Origin of the sequence: Saccharothrix sp. AJ9571 (assembly GCF_021725495.1) — a bacterium.
GTDB lineage: Bacteria > Actinomycetota > Actinomycetes > Mycobacteriales > Pseudonocardiaceae > Amycolatopsis > Amycolatopsis magusensis.
In genome coordinates, this window is the sequence record NZ_CP091382.1 from 2,162,764 (window position 1) to 2,179,305 (window position 16,542).

The 16,542-nt window shown below is 69.9% G+C and carries 15 protein-coding genes; 8 read left to right on the top strand and 7 right to left on the bottom strand.

Going from position 1 to position 16,542, the window contains the following annotated elements:
• Nucleotides 1-888: an SDR family oxidoreductase gene (locus L3Q67_RS09345; RefSeq protein ID WP_499189143.1), complete on the bottom strand. Its 888-nt coding sequence runs from the start codon at nt 886-888 to the stop codon at nt 1-3.
• 114 nt (nt 889-1,002) lie between these two features.
• Between L3Q67_RS09345 and L3Q67_RS09350 the strand changes: the two genes are divergently transcribed.
• Nucleotides 1,003-1,824 carry an LLM class F420-dependent oxidoreductase gene (locus tag L3Q67_RS09350; RefSeq protein ID WP_499189144.1) on the top strand — a complete coding sequence of 274 codons (822 nt, stop codon included), beginning with the start codon at nt 1,003-1,005 and terminating at the stop codon, nt 1,822-1,824.
• On the opposite strand, the gene L3Q67_RS09355 is transcribed toward L3Q67_RS09350, so the two are convergent.
• Nucleotides 1,809-2,375 carry an HD domain-containing protein gene (locus tag L3Q67_RS09355; RefSeq protein WP_499189145.1) on the bottom strand — a complete coding sequence of 189 codons (567 nt, stop codon included), beginning with the start codon at nt 2,373-2,375 and terminating at the stop codon, nt 1,809-1,811. The two genes, L3Q67_RS09350 and L3Q67_RS09355, sit on opposite strands and share 16 nt — an antisense overlap.
• A 103-nt stretch (nt 2,376-2,478) precedes the next feature.
• On the opposite strand from L3Q67_RS09355, the gene fbaA reads away from it, so the two are divergent.
• The gene (gene fbaA / locus L3Q67_RS09360) at nt 2,479-3,510 is read left to right on the top strand and encodes a class II fructose-bisphosphate aldolase (protein ID WP_499189146.1); all 1,032 of its coding nucleotides are present in this window, start codon (nt 2,479-2,481) and stop codon (nt 3,508-3,510) included.
• 247 nt (nt 3,511-3,757) lie between these two features.
• Here fbaA and L3Q67_RS09365 read toward each other — a convergent pair whose 3' ends face one another.
• Nucleotides 3,758-4,978 carry a hypothetical protein gene (locus tag L3Q67_RS09365; protein WP_499189147.1) on the bottom strand — a complete coding sequence of 407 codons (1,221 nt, stop codon included), beginning with the start codon at nt 4,976-4,978 and terminating at the stop codon, nt 3,758-3,760.
• Nucleotides 4,979-5,207: 229 nt separating this feature from the next.
• Here L3Q67_RS09365 and L3Q67_RS09370 point away from each other — a divergent pair, with 229 nt between their 5' ends.
• Nucleotides 5,208-5,618: a DUF3151 domain-containing protein gene (locus L3Q67_RS09370; protein ID WP_499189148.1), complete on the top strand. Its 411-nt coding sequence runs from the start codon at nt 5,208-5,210 to the stop codon at nt 5,616-5,618.
• 67 nt (nt 5,619-5,685) lie between these two features.
• On the opposite strand, the gene L3Q67_RS09375 is transcribed toward L3Q67_RS09370, so the two are convergent.
• A complete protein-coding gene (locus L3Q67_RS09375) occupies nt 5,686-6,873 on the bottom strand; it encodes an alpha/beta hydrolase family protein (protein WP_499191472.1) in 1,188 nt (395 codons plus the stop codon).
• Between the two features lie 108 nt (nt 6,874-6,981).
• Between L3Q67_RS09375 and L3Q67_RS09380 the strand changes: the two genes are divergently transcribed.
• Nucleotides 6,982-7,620, top strand: coding sequence for a TetR/AcrR family transcriptional regulator (locus L3Q67_RS09380; RefSeq protein ID WP_499189149.1), 639 nt, complete (start codon nt 6,982-6,984; stop codon nt 7,618-7,620).
• Between the two features lie 84 nt (nt 7,621-7,704).
• Here L3Q67_RS09380 and L3Q67_RS09385 read toward each other — a convergent pair whose 3' ends face one another.
• Nucleotides 7,705-8,331, bottom strand: coding sequence for an HNH endonuclease family protein (locus tag L3Q67_RS09385; protein WP_499191473.1), 627 nt, complete (start codon nt 8,329-8,331; stop codon nt 7,705-7,707).
• 108 nt (nt 8,332-8,439) lie between these two features.
• The gene (locus L3Q67_RS09390) at nt 8,440-9,123 is read right to left on the bottom strand and encodes a hypothetical protein (RefSeq protein WP_499189150.1); all 684 of its coding nucleotides are present in this window, start codon (nt 9,121-9,123) and stop codon (nt 8,440-8,442) included.
• A gap of 55 nt (nt 9,124-9,178) precedes the next feature.
• Here L3Q67_RS09390 and L3Q67_RS09395 point away from each other — a divergent pair, with 55 nt between their 5' ends.
• The 3 genes from L3Q67_RS09395 to L3Q67_RS09405 all read left to right on the top strand — a co-directional run bounded on the left by L3Q67_RS09395 (nt 9,179) and on the right by L3Q67_RS09405 (nt 13,287).
• On the top strand, nt 9,179-10,465 hold the full coding sequence (locus L3Q67_RS09395; protein ID WP_499189151.1) for an adenylosuccinate synthetase: 1,287 nt from the start codon (nt 9,179-9,181) through the stop codon (nt 10,463-10,465).
• A 42-nt stretch (nt 10,466-10,507) separates the two neighbouring features.
• Entirely contained in the window at nt 10,508-11,437 is a 930-nt protein-coding gene (locus L3Q67_RS09400) for an LLM class oxidoreductase (protein ID WP_499189152.1), read from the top strand.
• A 662-nt stretch (nt 11,438-12,099) separates the two neighbouring features.
• Nucleotides 12,100-13,287, top strand: coding sequence for an MFS transporter (locus tag L3Q67_RS09405; protein WP_499189153.1), 1,188 nt, complete (start codon nt 12,100-12,102; stop codon nt 13,285-13,287).
• Here L3Q67_RS09405 and L3Q67_RS09410 read toward each other — a convergent pair.
• Nucleotides 13,268-14,374 (bottom strand): glycerophosphodiester phosphodiesterase, encoded by a 1,107-nt coding sequence (locus tag L3Q67_RS09410; protein ID WP_499189154.1) that lies wholly within the window; start codon nt 14,372-14,374, stop codon nt 13,268-13,270. The two genes, L3Q67_RS09405 and L3Q67_RS09410, sit on opposite strands and share 20 nt — an antisense overlap.
• Before the next feature lie 155 nt (nt 14,375-14,529).
• On the opposite strand from L3Q67_RS09410, the gene L3Q67_RS09415 reads away from it, so the two are divergent.
• Entirely contained in the window at nt 14,530-16,539 is a 2,010-nt protein-coding gene (locus tag L3Q67_RS09415) for a TRAP transporter permease (RefSeq protein WP_499189155.1), read from the top strand.
• Nucleotides 16,540-16,542: the final 3 nt, after the last annotated feature.

Below are 16,542 nucleotides of genomic sequence, written 5' to 3' on the forward strand. Positions count from 1 at the left end.
TCACACTCCAGTCGTTGCGGCCCGGCCGCCGTGGCCGGTCACCGAGGCTTCCCTGGCACCGCGCGCGGCGATGTCCTCGAGCGCCGCCTTGTCCGCCGACGGCACCCGCGAGCGCGAGCCGAGTTCGATGATCGGCGGCAGGAACGCCCTGATCAACTTCAGCGCACCGACCCAGCGTGGCACGTGGATGGTGCGGCCGCGGCGCAGGATGCCCGCCTCCAGGCAGTCCAGCGCGGTGGACAGCGGGTAGGTCTTGCCGACCAGGCCCGGCATGCCGGCGCGGAGCTTGCCGAACACCGGGTGCGCGTCGGCGCTTTCGACCAGGTCCGTGCGGATCCAGGTGGGGTGCGCGACGCCGACCTTCACGCCCAGGTGCGAGACCTCGGCCCGCAGGCTGTTCGAGAAGGCCTCGACGCCCGCCTTGGCGGCCGAGTAGTTGGCCATGCCGGGCGCGTGCGTGATCGCGGCGAGCGAGGAGATCGCCAGCAGGTAGCCCTTGCGCTCGATGACGTGCGGCAGGGTCACGCGGAAGGTGCGCCAGACGCCGAGCAGGTCCACCTCGATGACCTTCTCGAAGGCGGCCGGGTCGACCGAGCGGACGAAGCCGGTGGTGGCGATGCCGGCGTTGGCGATCACGATGTCGATGCCGCCGAAGTGGGCGACGACTTCGGCGGTGACGCGCTCGAGCGCTTCCCAGCTGGTCACGTCGGCTTCCCAGGAGCGCGCGGCGGACCCGATGCGCTCGGCCACCTTCGCCTGCTCCGCGCCTTCGAGGCCGACCAGCGCCACCTTCGCGCCCCGCGCCGCCAGCCGCTCCGCGAGCCCGGCGCCGATTCCGCGCGCCGCACCCGTGATGAGCACGACCTTTCCGCTGACCTTGCGAGCCATGGTGCCTCCTCGTCGAGTTCTCGTCCGGCACCGTACCGCAACTTACCGGCAGTAGGCTACTGGTCGGTAGGCACGCGCTGGAATGATCCGGTCACACGCCGCGTTGGCACGGACATGGCATTCGAACTCGGCAAGATCGGCGTCTGGCGACCGCTGTGGACCACCACCCCGGAGCTGGCCGCGAAGGCGGAAGAACTCGGCTACGGGACCTGGTGGATCGGCGGCTCGCCGCCGGCGGAACTGGAGCTCGTCGACCAGCTGCTGGCCGCCACCAGCTCACTGGTCGTGGCCACCAGCATCGTGAACATGTGGTCCGCGGACGCCGCCGAGGTGGCCCGGTCCTACCACCGCATCGAGGACAAGTACCCCGGCCGGTTCCTGCTGGGCGTGGGCGTCGGGCACCCGGAAGCCACGCAGGTCTACCAGAAGCCGTACGACAAGATCGTCGAATACCTCGACCAGCTCGACGCCGGCGGCGTGCCGGTGGAAGCACGGGCGCTCGCCGCGCTCGGGCCGAAGGTGCTCAAGCTCTCCGCCGAACGCACGCTGGGCGCGCTGCCCTACCTGACCATCCCGGAGCACACCCGGCAGGCGCGTGAGCTGGTCGGCAAGGACAAGCTGCTGGTCGCCGAGCACAAGGTGGTGCTGGACACCGACGACGCGCGCGGCCGCGAGATCGGCCGCGACATGGTCAAGATGTACCTGCGGCTGCGCAACTACACGAGCAACCTCAAGCGGCTCGGCTTCACCGAGGAGGACGTCGCCGGTGACGGCAGCGACCGGCTGATCGACGCGCTCGCCCTGCACGGCGACGCCGACCACATCGCCGCCGGGCTCAAGGCGCACCTCGACGCCGGTGCCGACCACGTCGCGATCCAGCCGCTCGGCGACGACCCGCTGCCCGCGCTGACGGCGCTGGCTCAGCTCGCCAAGTAGGCGTAGTTCTCCTGCCACTCGGCGAAGCGGTCCCGGAAGTACGGGAGCCGGTCGGCGAGTGGCAGGAAGACGCGCACGGTCTCGGCGTAGTAGGTGGCCCGCTTGGCCGGGCGGGGATGGGTGTGCAGGCGCTGCACGTTGCTGTAGCGGTCGGCGAGCTTGATCGTGAGCACCTCCTCCGGCGCGGTGACGAACCGGCTGAGGTAGCTCTCCCGCGACCCGGCCTTGGTCACCCAGTCGACCAGTTCGGCGACCTGCGCGCCGAACTCCGCCCGCACCGCGGCGAGGCTGCACGGTGTGTCCTCCACCACGTCGTGCAGCAGGGCCGCGACCAGCACGTCCTCGTCGCGCGCCCCGGAGTCGACGGCGATCTCCAGCGCTTCCAGCAGGTGCCACGGGTACGGCTCACCCGCCGGGCGGGTCTGGTCCCCGTGGTGCCGCGCGGCGAACTCGTAGGCGTGGGCCAGCTTCTCGATCGTCTCCTCCGGCAGCACCTCGCCCAGCGCGCCCGCGGCCGACGGCCAGTCGCGCCAAGAGCCGAAAACCCGCATGGTGGACCCCCTCTTTTCGCCTGATCAGGCTATCCCGCCCGGTACCCGGCGTGGCTCGTAAGATGCGCTTGAACGGCGAACCCTGCTTCGAGGAGGACCAACGATGCCCATCGCCACCCCCGAGGTCTACGCGGAAATGCTGGACCGGGCCAAGGCGAACGAGTTCGCTTATCCCGCCATCAACGTGACCTCGTCGGAAACCCTGAACGCCGCGATCCGCGGCTTCGCCGAGGCCGAAAGTGACGGGATCATCCAGTTCTCCACCGGTGGCTCGGAGTTCGCGTCGGGGCAGAAGGTCAAGGACATGGTGGTCGGGGCGAGCGCGCTGGCCGAGTTCGCGCACGTGGTCGCGGAGAAGTACTCGATCAACGTGGCCCTGCACACCGACCACTGCCCCAAGGACAAGCTGGACGGCTTCGTCCGGCCGCTGATCGACATCTCCGCCGAGCGGGTCAAGCGCGGTGAGAACCCGCTGTTCCAGTCCCACATGTGGGACGGCTCGGCGATCGACCTCGACGAGAACCTCGAGATCGCCGCGGAGCTGCTGGCCAAGACCGCCGCCGCGAAGATCATCCTCGAGGTGGAGATCGGCGTGGTCGGCGGCGAGGAGGACGGTGTCGCCAACGACATCAACGACAAGCTCTACACCGCCGACGGCGACTTCGTGAAGACCATCGACGCGCTCGGCTCCGGGGAGAAGGGCCGCTACCTGCTGGCCGCGACCTTCGGCAACGTGCACGGCGTGTACAAGCCGGGCAACGTGAAGCTGCGCCCGGAGGTGCTCAAGAACGGCCAGGCGGTGGCCGCCGAGAAGCTGGGCCTCGCCGCCGGTTCGAAGCCGTTCGAGCTGGTGTTCCACGGTGGCTCGGGCTCGCTGCTGGAGGAGATCCACGAGGCGCTGTCGTACGGCGTGGTGAAGATGAACGTCGACACCGACACCCAGTACGCCTTCTCGCGCCCCATCGCGGACCACTTCTTCAAGAACTACGACGGCGTGCTGAAGATCGACGGCGAGGTCGGCAACAAGAAGGTCTACGACCCGCGGAGCTACCTGAAGGCCGCCGAAGGCGCGATGGCGAAGCGCGTGGTGGAGGCCGCCGAGTCGCTGAAGTCGGCTGGGCAGCGGATCAAGTGACCTGGGCGGGAGGCACCCCGGGTTTTTAGTGTGACTACGGCGAAGGCCTCCGGGCAAGGCGGGAATGATGCCTTGACCTGGAGGCCTTCGCCTTGTTTTTGGCTGTGGACCGGGGGTGGGATGGGGGCGTGTGGACGCTCCCCTGTTCCGTTGCCGGGTTTCTGTTGAGTGGTGGGCCGGTATGCCGTGAATGTGGCTTTCACGGCGGAATGTGCCGTGAAAGCCACATTCACGGCACCTGTGCTCCCTAGACGACGGTGTCCGGGATGAACTCGGAGGGTTTCTTGTGCGGGGCGTTCAGGCGTCGGCCGAGGGGGCCCGCCAGGGCCCACAGGACTGCCACGCCTACGAGGACGAAAGGCACCGTGAGGTACTCCACCGGTGGTGCCGACTCGGTGATGGCGTCTTCGCCCAGCAGCAGCGGCCGTACCTGTGACTGGAGCCACAGCGCGCCGTAACCGAAGGCGGTCACCAGCAGGCCGCCGACGCCGGCGGTGAGCATCCGGTGTTCCCGGCCGATGCGGAACGCCAGGTCCACGGCGAGCCCCACGAAGATCAGGTAGAACGGCACGGTCGAGGTCGGGAAACCGGCGCCGAGCAGCATCGGCCAGATCAGCGCGCGGTAGGCCACGTACGCCACCGCCACCGTCGTCCCGGTCCACGGCTTGCGCACGGTGTGCCGCGCCATCGCCAGGATCAGCGCCATCACGCCGATGCCCCACACCGGGTACACCCAGTCCTCGATCGGCATCGCGAAGTGGACCACCGCCTCGCGGTCGACCGGGCGGCCGATCTGCTCGGCGGCGAACTCCAGCAGGGTCGGCTCGGCGTAGGGCTCACCGCGCTCCCACGAACGCAGTTCGAGGATGCCGTACTCCTGCTGCCCGTTCGGGAAGAACGTGTTCTCCAGGAAGAAGAACCACAGCCCGGTCAGCGCCAGCGAGCGGAACCGGCCCGGGGGCGCGGTCTTCAGCCAGCCGTCGATGGCGCCGGCCAGCATGATCCCGGTGCCGATGTAGAGCAGCAGGTGCGAGGGGCTCCACGCGGTCAGGTCGAGGCCGTTGACCCGGTGGTTCAGCACGTCCAGCGGCCCGGCGATGAGGAACACCACGGTCCCCGCCTGCATCAGCCGCAGCGAGCGGCGGTCGCAGCCGAGGCCGGTGTAGCTGTGGATCGCCACCAGCACCACCACGATGCCGGTGCCCACGGTGTTGATCAGGTGCGGCGGCGCCAGGTCGTCGCGCAGCCACATGAAGTGCCACGACATGTCCCACGACGAGCCGATCAGCTTGAACGCGAACGCGAGCAGCCACATGCCGTAGGCGAAGTTCAGCGCCCACGGCGCGGTCGGCTGCCCCGGCGCACCCCGTTTCCAGTACAGCTGGAAGAACAGCTTCGTCTTCGCGATCGGACTCTTAGGGATGACGTCGGGCTCGGCGACCCCAGACGCACTCAATGCCTTCGTCACAAGGTCATCATCCCTGGTCAAGGTCACGGTCGATAGAGCGGGCGGGGAATACTGGCGGAAACCAGGGATCACCCGTAAGGGTTGCGGGGTTGCCTTCCGGTGAGCGGTGGCGGCAGGGTGTCGGCGATGATGCCGAAACGAATGGTCGCCGCCGTGCTGGTCGCGGTGCTCCTGCTGGGTGCCGGTGGGATCGTGACGAGCCTGTTCCTCTAGCGAGCAGAATGGCCGCATGACGCACAACCTGCTGGGTCCCGACCCGACCGAACTGCCCGAGCGCACGGCCGCGCAGGCCGCGCTCGACGCCGGAACCGATCCCACCGAGGTCGCCGCCGAGCACCCGGACTTCAGCGAGGCCTGGGCCGCGCTCGGGGAGAAGGCACTGGAGAGCGGGGAGACCGTCGCCGCGTACGCCTACGCGCGCACCGGCTACCACCGCGGCCTCGACCAGCTCCGCCGCGCGGGCTGGAAGGGCTTCGGCCCGGTCCCGTGGGCGCACCGGCCCAACCAGGGCTTCCTGCGCGCGCTGGCCGTGCTGGGCAAGGCGGCGCAGCGCATCGGGGAGACCGAAGAGTACGAACGGTGCCGCAAGTTCCTCACCGACTCCGACCCGGCCGCCGCCGAAGCCACCGGCCTCGCCTGAGTGCTATGAGTGGGGCATTACTTGCGTTCAACGCTAGTAATGCCCCACTCATAGCATTGCCGGGGCGTTAGAAGCGGCCGCAGTTGGTCGGGGCGGGTTTCCCGGCGAAGCGGCCTTCGAGCCACAGGAACATTTCAGGGAAAGCCCGGACGGCACCGCCCACGTGTGTGGGGACGAGCGAGCTGCTGAGCTGCACCTTCGCCCCCTGACCACACCAGTCGCGCGCCATTTCGCGGCCCTGCGCGTACGGCACGATGTCGTCGAGCGTGCTGTGCACCACCAGCATCGGCACGGCCGGTTTCCGGTCGCCGATGCGCTGTTCCGCCAGCCGCGACGCGTACGGCTCCTCGTCCAAGAAGTCCGACAGCGGCCTGCCGTCCTTGGTCAGCCCGGTCGACCTGGTGAAGCCGTGCGCCGCGATCGCCTCGATGGTGCACTGCGTCGCGACCTGGTCGAGCATCCTGTTGCCCTTGTCGTTGAGCAGGCCGCGGATGTTCAGCTCCGGGTAGGCCGCGTCCATGCTGAGCAGGGCGTAACCAAGGAATCCCGCCGCGTAGGCGCCGTCGAGGTTCTTCGCCACGGCCGCCAGGTCGGCCGGGACCGCACCCGCGTACGCGCCCTTGACCTTCAACTCCGGCGCGTAGGACGGCTGCAGTTCCGCGGCCGCCGCCGAAGCGCCGCCGCCCTGCGAGTATCCGGCGATCGCGACCGGTCCGTCGTCGGGCAGGTTCGCCGCTTCGAGCCGCTGCGCCGCGCGGATCGCGTCGAGCACGGTGTGCGCCTGCGACTCGCGGTTGGCGTAGGTGTGCGTGCCGGGCGTGCCGAGGCCCTCGTAGTCGCTGACCACCACGCCGTACCCGCGCAGCAGCAGCCCCGAGATGAACGGGCCTTCGTACTCCATGCCCGCGGCCATCGCCCTGGACGGCGCGCAGTTGTCGCCGACGCCCTGGGTGCCCGCCGCGTAGCTGACGATCGGCCGCTCGCCGCCGCCGGTCCACGCCTGGTGCGGGGTGAGCACGGTGCCGGTGACCGCGATCGGGTCGCCGTGCGTGTCGCGGCTGCGGTACATGATCCGCTGGACCTTGGCCGGCGCCCGGATGAGCTTCACCGGGTCGATGAAGAAGTCGGCCGGTTCGTGCTTGATGATGTCGCCGTTCTCGCCCGCCGGCAGCGGGGACGGCGGATCGTAGAACGATCCTGCGGTCGCCGGTGCCGCGACGAACGCCACGAGGCCCGTGAACGTGAGGGCGGACAGGGCCGTGGCGAACGCACGGCTGAGTGATCGGCGCAAGGTGGCTCCCCGTTGAGCTGCGCAACTTTTCCGACGACAGTGTCGGAAATATGGTCAGGTGAGGTGGCGCACATGTCAAGACGGGTGGGCAGGCCGCGGAAGCTACCGGTCGACGAGCAGCGCGCGCTGATCCTGGGCGCGGCCAGGAAGGTGTTCGCCGGGAGCGGGCTCCAGGCGGCCACCGTCGAGCAGATCGCCAGTGCCGCCGGACTGACCCGCCAGGCCGTCTACGAGACCTACGGCGGCAAGAAGGAACTCTTCGCCGAAACCGTGAAGGCCACCGAGGAACTGGTGCACGCCAAGGTCGGCAAGCCCGCGCTCGACGCTTCCGAGCCGAAGCTGCGGGTGTGGGCGCGCGCGAACTACGCCGCGATGTTCGCCTTCGTCGCCGAGCACCCCGACGCGCTGCCCCTGCTGCTCCAGGCCGAGCGCGCCGGTGATCCGGCGATGAACCGCGTGCGGGCCAGGCTCGCGACGATCTACGCCGAAGCGAGCCGGGCCCGGTGGGCCGCGCAGGGGGTCGAGTCCGGGCGGACCGACAAGGCACTGGTGGCCATGTACTTCGCGATGACCGAAGCGCTGGTCGGCATGAGCTGGGACGACCCCGCGCCCGACCCGGAGGCGCTGATCGACCTGCTCACCGAATTCACCGTCGGCGGCGTCCTGCGGCTACAAGGCCACGCACCGGAGATCATCGCCCGTCTGCGCTAGCCGGCGCACGCCTCCGCGAGGTCGCGCTAGTGCGCTAGCTCCGGCACGCCCCCGCGAGGTCGCGCCGGAGGCGCGGCCAAAGATTCAGCACCTACCGAGCATGTCCGTCAGCGCGGTCTTCTCGGCGTCGTTGACGGTCAGCTCCCACTTGTGCTTCACGCCGACCCACATGCGCGCGTAGGTGCACCAGTAGCCGGTCGACGGCGGCTTCCAGTCTTCCGGCGACTTGTCGCCCTTCTCCTGGTTGACGTTGTCGGTGACGGCGATCAGCTGCGGCGCGTCGAGGTCGTTGGCGTACTGCTCGCGCTTGGCGTCGGTCCAGCTCGCCGCACCCGTGCGCCACGCGGCGGCCAGCGGCACCACGTGGTCGATGTCCACATCGGACGCGTTCGTCCAGGTGGCGTCGTCGTACGGGCTGAACCAGCTGCCGGAGGTGGCCGCGCAGTCGGTGCCGGTCTCCACGCCGGTGCCGTCGCGCTTGAGCACCACTTCGCGGGTGTTGCAGCTGTCGCCCTGGTCGCTCCAGTGCGGGAACTTCTCGCGGTCGTACCCGTCCTGGGACCCGTCGGGGGCCACGGTCAGCTCGCCCAGCTGGGTCTGCGCGGTGCCCGCGTCCGGGATGTTCGGCGGCTCGGCGGAAGCGATCCCCGGCAGCCCCGCGACGAGCAGGGCGGAGATTCCGAGCGTGGCCAGTGCGGTGCGGCGATGCAGGGTCACCCTTGTCACCTTCCGATCAGCTGTTGGGAACTTTCTGACCTTGACTCACAAGGGTGAAGCTAGCAACGCCCCGGGGTGAACAGTAGGCACTTTCGTCTGGCGTCAGACCAGGCCGCGCACCAGCCGCAGGTCCTCGGTGTGCCGGTACCAGGTCCAGCGCTTCATCTCGCGCGGGTACGGCACGCCGTCGGAGACCGGGACCGCCGGGATGCAGCCGAGCTGGAACGCGCGGCCGTAGAAGGTGACCGGCCGCCGGAAGATCAGCCCCTTGGTGACCTGGACGACCAGTCCGGCGCCGCCTTCGGTGTCCGGGGTGACCACAATGGACCGCGCGCGACCACGCAGCGCGACCTGGTCGTCGCAGTAACCGACGCCCTGCGCCGGGCCGATCTCGCCGCGGCCGAGCAGCACGCCGCCCGCGTCGTCGCGGATCAGCGGGACCGGGTCGACGTCACCGCGCACGGCCAGCCGGAAGGCCGTCGCCGGGTCCCGCGGCAGCCCCCACAGGCCCGCCACCTCGGACTCCCCGCCGAGCGGGACGAACCCGACCGTGGTGGCGCCGAGGCGGTCTTTTCGCAGCAGCCGCAACACGATCGCGGCCAGGTCGGCGTCGGTCCCGGCGACCACCAGGTGCCCGGATCCGGGCAGCAGCGGGTCCACCTCGGCCTTGCCGGGACGGGCGGGCAACGCCTCGGTGGTGAGTCCCTCGATCGCCGGAAAATCCGGCGCGCCGGGCCCGCAAACCAGCACCACTCCACGCACGCCCAGGTCCTCCGTTACAGTCATGCACCGGCATTTACCAGCGCCAAGTCCTTGTTGCCGAAACCTCATGGAGTGTCACATGCCGGCCATCGTGCTCATCGGTGCCCAATGGGGCGACGAAGGCAAGGGAAAGGCCACCGACCTGCTCGGCGACCGCGTGCAGTGGGTCGTCCGGTACCAGGGTGGTAACAACGCCGGGCACACCGTGGTGCTCCCGGACGGCCAGGACTTCGCGCTCCACCTCATCCCGTCCGGCATCCTCACCCCCGGCGTGACCAACGTCATCGGCAACGGCGTGGTGGTCGACCCCGGGGTGCTGCTCGACGAACTCGCCGGGCTCGAAGCGCGCGGGGTGGACACCTCGCGGCTGCTCCTCTCCGCCGACGCGCACCTGATCATGCCGTACCACGTGGCGATCGATAAGGTCACCGAGCGTTACCTCGGCGCGAAGAAGATCGGCACCACCGGCCGCGGCATCGGGCCCTGCTACCAGGACAAGATCGCCCGCGTCGGCGTCCGCGTGCAGGACCTGCTCGACGAGAAGATCCTGCGCCAGAAGGTGGAAGCGGCGCTGGAGTTCAAGAACCAGGTGCTGGTCAAGGTCTACAACCGCCGGGCGCTCGAGCCCGAGCAGGTGGCCGACGAGGTGCTCTCGGCGGGCGAGAAGTTCGCGCACCGCATCGCCGACACCCGCCTGGAGCTGAACAAGGCCCTCGAGCGCGGGGAAACCGTGCTGCTGGAGGGGTCGCAGGGCACCCTGCTCGACGTCGACCACGGCACCTACCCGTTCGTCACCTCGTCGAACCCGACCTCGGGCGGCGCCAGCGCCGGGTCCGGCATCGGGCCGGGCCGGATCACCACGGTGCTCGGCATCCTCAAGGCCTACACCACGCGCGTGGGCTCCGGGCCGTTCCCGACCGAGCTGCACGACGAAGCGGGCGAGAACCTGCGCAAGGCCGGTGGCGAGTTCGGCGTGACCACCGGGCGGTCGCGCCGCACCGGCTGGTTCGACGCGGTCATCGCGCGCTACGCCGTGCGGGTCAACGGGATCACCGACTACTTCCTGACCAAATTGGACGTTCTCTCCGGGCTGGAGAAGGTGCCGGTGTGCGTCGGCTACGAGGTGGACGGCATGCGCACCGACGACATGCCGATGACGCAGACCGACGTGCACCACGCCGTGCCGATCTACGAAGAGCTGCCCGGCTGGTGGGAAGACCTGTCGGAGTGCCGCAGCTTCGAGGACCTGCCGGCGAACGCGCGGGCGTACGTGGAGCGGCTGGAGGAGTTGTCCGGGGCGCGGATCTCGGCGATCGGCGTCGGCCCCGGCCGTGAGCAGACCATCGTGCGCCACCAGTTCCTCTAGTTCTCCGGGAATCCTGGCTCGCGGGCGTAGGTTGGGCCGGTTATGAGACTGGGAACAGCCATCGCCCCGGCCGCCGGCGCGGTCAACGCCGTGGACGACGTCGTCGGCCAGGCCCGCCGCGCGGCGGCCGCCGGGGTGCGTTCGGCCTGGTTCGGCCAGGTCTTCAGCTACGACGCGATCACGCTGGCGACGGTGGTCGGGCGCGCGGTGCCGGAGGTGTCGGTCGGCGTGTCCGTGGTGCCGCTCGCCGGGCGGCACCCGCTGCTGGTCGCGTCGCAGGCGCAGACCGCGCAGGCGGCCACCGGCGGGCGCTTCACCCTCGGACTGGGGCTGGGGGCGGCGCAGTTCGCCGAGCCGGTCTTCGGCACGCCCCACGACCGCCCGATCGCGCGGCTGCGTGAGTTCCTGACGGTGGTGCGGTCGGTGTTCGAGACCGGCACCACGGCGTTCGAGGGTGAGCTGATCACCGCGAAGCCACCGATGCCGGCGAAGGTGGCGGGCGCGAACCCGGTGCCGGTGGTGGTCGCCGCGATGGGCCCGCAGGCGCTGCGAGCCGCCGGCGAACTGGCCGACGGCACGCTCCCGTTCCTCGCGGGCCCGAAGGCGCTGGCGAACCACATCGTCCCGGCGATCACGGCCGCGGCCGACGCGGCGGGCCGCCCGGCGCCTCGGATCGTCGCCGCGCTGCCCGCCGTGGTGACGGACGACCTGGAAACCGCCCGTCGGCGCGTCGCCGAGCAGACCGGGTTCTACGACACGATCCCTTCGTACCAGCGGATCGTGGCGTTGAGCGGCGCCTCGAAGGCAGCTGAGCTGGCAGTGGTCGGCGACGAGGAATTGGTGGCGGCGGAGATCCGGCGGTACTTCGAAGCGGGGGCTACGGAGGTCGTGGTCACGCAGTCGGATCTGGTGGGCACGACGGATCAGCTGCGGACCTGGCGGTTGCTGGGTGAGTTGACTCGGAGCTTGTAGTGGTTCTTGGCCACCCCGGCTTTTTAGTGTGACTACGGCGGGGATGGCTTTGGACCGGGGTGAGGGAGGGACTGGGCGGTCTCGTCGGTTCACGTCGCTGGCTTCGGTTTGGGAGGGGCGCGGTCTCGTTCGGGCTTCGGCTTGGCGGGGTCGGTGACGCTTGCTTCGGCTTCGGAGGTTCGCGGGTCTGCTTCGGCTGGGGTTCGGGTGCTCGGACTCGGCCTCCCGAAGGTGGGACTCGCCCGGGCGCGCTGGCCTGGCAGCTTCCCTCGCTCGCCACCCGGCCCTTGGATCGTTCCAACTCAGGCGCCCGAATGCGGCGTTCGGCTGCGCGAGCGTGGGGGTCGGCTGCGCGAGCGTGGGGGTCGGCTGCGCGAGCGTGGAACTCGGCTGCCTGAACGTGGGACTCGGCTACCCGGATGTGGGACTCGGCTGCGCGGGTGTGGGTTTCGGCTACCCGGATGTGGGACTCGGCTGTTTGGACGTGGGGTTCGGCTGCGCGGGTGTGGGTTTCGGCTTCCTGAACGTGGAACTCGGCTGTTTGGACGTGGGGGTCGGCTGTTGGACGTGGGGCTCGTGGGGGCGTTTCATTGGGTGGAATGGGGGCTTCGTGGGGTGGGGCTGGCCACTCATGATGGGACGCCGGAAGGTGGAGGTGTGGTGTGAAGCCCTCGGCGGTGTTGCCCCTGTGCTGGGCCGCGGTCCTGCTCGACGGGTTCGACCTGGTGGTGCTGGGCACGGTGATCCCCGTGCTGCTGGAGGACGGGGTGTGGGGGTTCACCCCCGCCACCGGCTCCGCGGTGTCGACCGTCGGACTGGTCGGGATGATGCTCGGCGCGCTCGCGATCGGGACGGTCACCGACACCATCGGCCGCCGCAAGGCGCTGATCGCGGCGGTGGCCGGGTTCTCCCTGTTCACCTTGCTGTGCGCGTTCGCGCCGTCGGTGCTGGTGTTCGGGATACTGCGGTTCCTCGCCGGGCTCGGGCTCGGCGGGTGCCTGCCGACGGCGATCACGCTGGTCACCGAGTTTTCGAAGGGCAAGGTCGGCAGCGCGGCCACCACGATCATGACCGGCTACCACGTCGGCGCGGTGCTCACCGCGTTGCTCGGCATCGCGGTGCTGCCCGCGGCAGGCTGGCGCTGGATGTTCGTCATCGGCGCCGCACCCGCGCTCGTGCTGGTGCCGCTGATGATCAAGTACCTGCCCGAGTCGGAGGTCTTCGAGAAGGCCGAAAAGGTCGGCATGAAGGCCGTCGCCGGGTTGTTCAAGGGCGGGTTCCTGCGCGCCACGCTGGCGTTCTGGGTCGCGTCCTTCATGGGGCTGCTGCTGGTCTACGGGCTGAACACCTGGCTGCCGCAGATCATGCGCGTGGCCGGGTACGAACTCGGCGCCGCGCTGTCCCTGCTGCTCACCCTCAACGTCGGCGCGATCGTCGGGCTCGTCGTCGCCGGGCGGGTCGCGGACCGCGCCGGGGTGCGGCCGTCGACCATCGCGTGGTTCGCGGCGGGCGCGGTGTTCCTGGCGCTGCTGAGCGTGCGGCTGCCGACCGTCGGGCTCTACGTGGCGGTGTTCCTCGCCGGGTGCTTCGTGTTCAGCGCGCAGGTGCTGGTCTACGCCTACGTCGGGAGGACCTACCCGGCCGAGGGCCGCGCGACCGGGCTCGGCTGGACCGCCGGGATCGGCAGGCTCGGCGCGATCACCGGGCCACTGCTCGGCGGCGCGTTGCTGTCCGCCGGGATCGCCTACCCGTGGGGCTTCTACGTCTTCGCCGGGGTCGGCGCCCTGGGCGCCCTCGCCGTCCTGGCCGTGGGCGCCCGGGCGCTGACCCTTACCCAGCAGCCTCGATAGCGGTGTCGGGGTGGTCGGCGAACACGCCGTCCACCCCGGCCTTGAAGAACGCTTCGAACTCACCGAACGCGTTGCCCCACTCGGCCGGGTTCGCCGACGAGCGGAAGTTCAGCGGCAGGAAGTTGTTCTCGTTGCGGAAGGTGTAGGGCACGACCGGCAGCCCGGCCTTGTGCGCGTCGGCCACCAGTGAGGTCGCCGAACCGAGGTTGCCCGCCGCGTCCCGGCCGATCACCTGGTTCTTCTCCGGCCCGAGCGAGTCGGCGTACCCGGCGATCTCCTTCAGCCCGGCCGGGGTGACCAGGTCGGCGTAGGTGCGCGGGTCGCCGCTCTCGACGAAGTCGGCGGGCGCCCCGGTGGCCGAGGTCAGCTGCACCAGCCGCACCTTGAGCTGCTTGTTCAGCTCCTTGAGGTTGCCCACCTCGAACGACTGCACGATCACCGGCGCGTTCTTGCGGTTGAGCCCGTTGCGCTTGATCAGCTCGACCAGCTTCGGCTCGGTCGGGTTGCCGATCTTGCGGAAGTACGTCGAGTGCTTGACCTCGGGGTAGGTGCCCAGCTCCCGGCGCAGCTCGCGGCCGAGCTCGCGGGTCAGGTCCAGCACCTCCTGGTAGGTGGCGATCTGGAAGCGGCCGTCGTAGATCTTGTTGTTCGGCCGCAGGTCCGGGATGCGCTCCTTGGCCCGCAGCGTCTTCAGCTCGGCCAGGGTGAAGTCCTCGGTGAACCAGCCGGTGTAGCTGGTGCCGTCGATGACCTTGGTGGTCTTGCGGCCGGCGAACTCGGGGTGTGCGGCGACGTCCGTGGTGCCGCCGATCTCGTTCTCGTGCCGGGCCACGAGCTGCCCGTCCTTGGTCGGCACGAGGTCGACGTCCACCCAGTCCACGCCCTGGCGGTAGGCCAGTTCGTAGGAGGCCAGCGTGTGCTCGGGCCGGTAGCCCGGCGCACCGCGGTGTCCGACGATCACCGGCTCATCGTGCCCCTTGCCGAAGCCCGTCCGCACCTCGCCCGCCTGCGCCGCGGCGGGCACGGCGGCGAGGCCGAGCACGGCCAGCCCGCTCAGCGCCAGCACGGCGAGTCTCTTACGCACCATCTTCGTCCTCCTCGTGTGTGGGTCGGCGCTACCTTCACCGCCCCGGAAGTCCGGCCGGTTGATTACGGGTTAACGGGATCTGGATCAACCCTTCAACTGTGAGCCGGGACACCGTAGCGTGCATTCAGCGTGGTGGCGTGCGAGCGGAGTGTGCCTTGGCCGAAACGACGAAAGCACCGGAAACAGCGGATGTGGTCGCTGTTCAAGACGAGGAACGGCCCGCGCGGCAGCTTTCGCGCCGGCCGGACCTGCTCGTCGGCGTGGTCTGCTTCGCCGTCTCGCTGCTGGTGCTCAAGCAGGTGTTCTTCCCGTTCGCCCAGGGCGTCCAGTACTACCTGGTGATCTTCCTCGGCTGCACGCTGCCCGCGGTGTTCCTCTGCTACCGGCCGCGGTCGCGAAAGGACACCAGCGAGACCGACGACCCCGGCGTGCTCGACTGGGTGCTCGCGGTGATCGCCCTGCTGACCGGGCTGTACCCGGTGCTGCCGATCCCCGGCGGCGGCTTCGACGACTTCCTCGACCGCCAGGGCATCCTGTCCACAATGGACATCGTGGCCGGGGCGCTGCTCCTGCTGCTGGTGCTGGAGGCGACCAGGCGGACCACCGGGCTGGTGCTGCCGCTGGTCTGCGTCGCCTTCCTGGCCTACGCCTACTACGGCGGCTTCCTGCCGCAGAGCTGGGGCGTCGCACACGCCGGCATCGACTTCGGCCAGATCGTCAACGCGCTGTACAACGACGCGAGCGGCTTCTACGGCACCCCGCTGGACGTGGCCGCCAGCTACATCGTGCTGTTCACCATCTACGGCGCGGTGCTCAACGCCTCGGGCGCCGGGCAGTTCTTCGTCGAGTTCAGCTTCGCCCTGTTCAAGCGCTCGCGCACCGCGCCGGGGCGCACCACCGTCCTCTCCGGATTCCTGCTCGGCACGGTTTCCGGTTCCGGCACCGCGACCGCGGTCAGTCTCGGCTCGATCACCTGGCCGATCCTGCGCAAAGCCGGTTACCCCAAGGAGAACGCGGGCGGGCTGCTGGCCGCCTCGGGCATCGGCGCGATCCTGTCGCCGCCGACGCTGGGGGCCGCCGCCTTCATCATCGCCGAATACCTGCAGACCGAGTACCTGACCGTGCTGGTCTGGGCGATCGTGCCGACGCTGCTCTACTACCTCGGCATCGTGCTCGCGGTGGAGGCCGACGCCCGCCGGTTCGGCGCCAAGGCCGTCGAAATGGCGCACGGGAAGGCCGGGAAGCTGCTGCTGCGCGGCGGGTACCACTTCCTGTCGCTGGCGATCATCGTCGTCTTCCTGGCACTGGACATCCCGCCGTTCGCCGCGGTCGTCTACGCCACCGGTGTCGCGGCGTTGTTCGCGCTGATCGCCAGGCTGACCCGGGGTGAGCCGGTCAGGGACTGGCTGAAGGACATGGGCGTCGCGCTGGCGCTCGGCGTGCGGGGCGCGCTGCCGGTCATCGCGGTCTGCGCGGCGGCCGGGATCATCACCTCGACGATCACCAAGACCGGCCTCGGCCAGGTGCTCGCGGACGCGCTCGTCCAAGCGGCGCAAGCGATTTCGAGCGATCCGACCGCGGTGCTCGTGCTCACCGTGTTGTTCTCCGCGGTGGCGGTCGGCGTGCTCGGCCTCGCGGTGCCGGTGACCGCCTCGTTCATCATCGCCTGGGTGGTGCTCGGCCCGGCGCTGGCCGACGTCGGCGTCGCGGACGCCGAACGCGCGATGTTCATCTTCTACTACGCCGTGCTGTCCGAGGTGACCCCGCCGACCGCGCTGGCCGCGGTGGCCGCCGCCGCGATCACCGGCGGTTCGGTGATCGGCACGATGTGGCAGGCGTGGAAGTACACCCTGCCCGCCTTCCTGGTGCCGATCGCCTTCGTGCTCACCGACAACGGTTCGGCCCTGCTGCTCCAGGCCGATTTCGTGACCGTGCTGTGGGTGGCGGTGGTGTCCGCGCTCGCGGTGGCCGTGCTCGCCGTGGTCACCGGCGGCTGGGCGGCGGGCCCGGTCCGCTGGCAGGTGCGGGCGCTGTGCGTGCCCGCCGCGGTCTGCCTGCTCTACCTGGAACCGATCGCGATCGCCGTCGGCGTCGGGCTCTGCCTGGTCGCCGCGGTCGCCCACTTCGTCTGGCGTGAGAAGCAACCCGTCCGCGAAGCCGTCTAAGGA